Source organism: Clostridium sp., assembly GCF_032552055.1.
In the GTDB taxonomy this organism is placed as follows: domain Bacteria; phylum Bacillota; class Clostridia; order Clostridiales; family Clostridiaceae; genus Clostridium.
Window position 1 is genome coordinate 1 of the sequence record NZ_JAWGSV010000319.1, and the last position, 3,098, is coordinate 3,098.

Genomic DNA, 3,098 nt, shown 5'->3' on the forward strand with positions numbered 1-3,098 from the left:
CAAAATATACTTTGACTTTCTTTGACTTTTGTATTATTATTAAAACAAAGATAATAATAATTCTATAATATGTTTGTAAAGGAGTGACTTATATGAATATTGATAAAATGACTTTAAGAGTTCAAGAAGCATTAAATAATGCTAGTTTAATTGCTGTAAAGTTTAACCATCAGCAAGTTGAGTTAATACATTTGTTTACAGCATTAGTAGAGCAAGAAGACGGACTAATACCAAATATATTTACTAAAATGGGTGTTAGCGTTAAAGGAATAAATGATGACTTAAATAGAGTCTTAGGAAATATGCCAAAGGTCCTAGGAGAAGGAGCTAATTCATCAGGAGTTTATGCTACTAGACAAATAGAAGAGGTTTTGGTAAAGGCAGAAGATATAGCTAAGAAATTTGAAGATTCTTATATTAGCGTAGAACATCTTATGCTAGCAATAATTGCTGTAGATAAAAATGGTGAAGTTAAAAGAATACTAGATAAGTACAATATTAATAAAAAAACATTTATGGAAGTATTAAAGGAAGTAAGAGGTAACCAAAGAGTAGAAACTCAAGATCCTGAAGGAACTTATGATGCTTTAGGAAAATATGGTACTAACTTAACTGACCTTGCTAAAAAACATAAATTAGATCCTGTAATTGGTAGAGATGATGAAATTAGAAGAACTATAAGAATTTTATCTAGAAGAACTAAGAATAATCCAGTATTAATTGGTGAGCCTGGAGTTGGTAAGACTGCGATAGTTGAAGGACTTGCAGAAAGAATTATTAGAGGTGATGTACCTGAAGGTTTAAAGAATAAGGTAATATTCTCATTAGATATGGGGGCATTAATTGCTGGAGCTAAATATAGAGGAGAATTCGAAGAAAGATTAAAGGCAGTCTTAAAAGAAGTTCAAAGCAGTGAAGGTAGAATTATCTTATTTATAGATGAAATTCACACTATAGTTGGGGCTGGTAAAACAGATGGAGCTATGGATGCAGGTAACTTAATTAAGCCATTACTTGCAAGAGGTGAATTGCATTGTATTGGAGCTACAACCTTTGATGAATATAGACAATATATAGAAAAGGATAAGGCTCTAGAAAGAAGATTCCAACCTGTTATAGTTGAAGAACCAACAGTGGAGGATGCTATATCAATTCTTAGAGGACTAAAAGAAAGATTTGAAATCCATCATGGGGTAAGAATACATGATTCAGCTTTAATAGCTGCTGCAAAGTTATCACATAGATATATTCAAGATAGATTCTTGCCAGATAAGGCAATAGACTTAATTGATGAAGCTGGTGCAATGATAAGAACAGAAATAGATTCTCTTCCAACAGAACTTGATATTACTAGAAGAAGACTTTTCCAATTAGAAATCGAAAAGGAAGCTTTAATCAAAGAAAAAGATGAAGGATCTAAGAAAAAGTTAGAGGCATTAGAAAAAGATATTGCTGAATTAAAGGCTAAAAATGATGAAATGACAGCTAAGTTCGAGAAGGAAAAAGATGCTATAGTTAATTTAAGAGATCTAAAATCTAAGCTTGATGAAGCAAGAGGAGATTTAGAAGCTGCTCAAAGAAACTATGACTATAATAAGGCTGCGGAAATTCAATATAGCGTAATTCCGGCTTTAGAAGAGGAAATTAAGGAAAAAGAAGTTGTAGTTAAAGAAAATTATGAAGGAGCTCTTTTAAAGGAAGAAGTAACTGAGGAAGAAGTTTCAAAAATTCTTTCTAAATGGACTGGAATTCCTGTAACTAATCTTCTTGAAGGTGAAAGAGAGAAACTTTTAAGATTAGAAGATGAAATGGAAAAGAGAGTTATTGGTCAAGAAGAAGCAATAACTGCAGTTTCAAATGCTATTTTAAGAGCAAGAGCTGGACTTAAAGATGCAAATAAGCCAATAGGTTCCTTTATATTCTTAGGACCAACTGGTGTTGGTAAAACAGAGCTTGCTAAAACTTTAGCTAGAAATCTATTTGATTCTGAAGAAAATATTATAAGAATAGATATGTCTGAATATATGGAGAAACATTCAGTATCTAGATTAGTTGGAGCCCCTCCAGGATATGTTGGGTATGATGAAGGTGGTCAACTTACTGAGGCAGTAAGAAGAAATCCATATAGCGTAATATTATTTGATGAAATAGAAAAAGCTCATGAAGATGTATTTAATATATTCTTACAAATCTTAGATGATGGTAGATTAACTGATAATAAGGGCAAGACTGTAGACTTTAAAAATACTATTATAATTATGACATCTAATATTGGAAGTAGCTATCTTCTAGAAAATAATAGTGAAGACACTGTGGATGAAAGTATTAGAAACCAAGTTATTAATGAAATGAAACTTAGATTTAAGCCTGAATTCTTAAATAGAGTGGATGACATAATTATGTTTAAACCTCTATCTGAAAATGGTATTAAGAAGATTATAGATATATTCTTAAAAGAAGTTTCAGTAAGATTAAAAGATAAGAATATAAGCCTTGAAGTCACTGATGAAGCAAAGGTTATTATGGCTAGAGAAGGATATGATCCAGTGTATGGAGCAAGACCTTTAAAGAGATATATTCAAAATGCTATAGAAAACACCTTAGCTAGAAAGATTATAAAAGGTGATATAGGTTATGGATCTAATGTAGTAGTAGATGGAAATGAAGATCAGTTAACAATTAATTAATTTTAGAAAAACTAATCCTCAGGGTACTTAATTTCTTGAAAATAGGGTGCCCTGGGGAAGGGTTTTCTAGAAATAAAAAATACTCTTGACGATTTTTTAATCTTATTATAATATATAATTGTAATTTATGCGGAAGTGGCTCAATGGTAGAGCGTCACCTTGCCAAGGTGAATGTTGCGGGTTCGAGTCCCGTCTTTCGCTCCAAATATTATCCGTACAAGATAGATGCAGATTAGTATCTTTTTGTACGGATTTTTTATTATATAATTTTATATTATTAGCAATCTTATTAATAAAAATTATTTGTTAATAATTTTTATTAAAAAATACTTACATTTTGCTTTTTATGTGATATAATAAATTTAATTAATTAATACATAAAGAGGAGAGAAAAATATGTTAGTAGTATAT

1 protein-coding gene and 1 tRNA gene are annotated in these 3,098 nt (G+C 30.5%); both read left to right on the forward strand.

All coding sequences use genetic code 11. The features are described 5' to 3' along the window. Window positions 1–92 precede the first annotated feature (92 nt). On the forward strand, window positions 93–2,687 hold the full coding sequence (gene clpB, locus E6248_RS14840) for an ATP-dependent chaperone ClpB (protein WP_316341555.1): 2,595 nt from the start codon (window positions 93–95) through the stop codon (window positions 2,685–2,687). A 129-nt stretch (window positions 2,688–2,816) separates the two neighbouring features. Further along, window positions 2,817–2,891 (forward strand) — tRNA-Gly (locus tag E6248_RS14845). The last annotated feature ends 207 nt before the right edge of the window (window positions 2,892–3,098 follow it).

What these genes read in the sequence shown, in the direction of transcription:
- clpB (WP_316341555.1), top strand. Translation starts at nt 93, where the DNA reads ATGAATATTGATAAAATGACTTTAAGAGTTCAAGAAGCATTAAATAAT.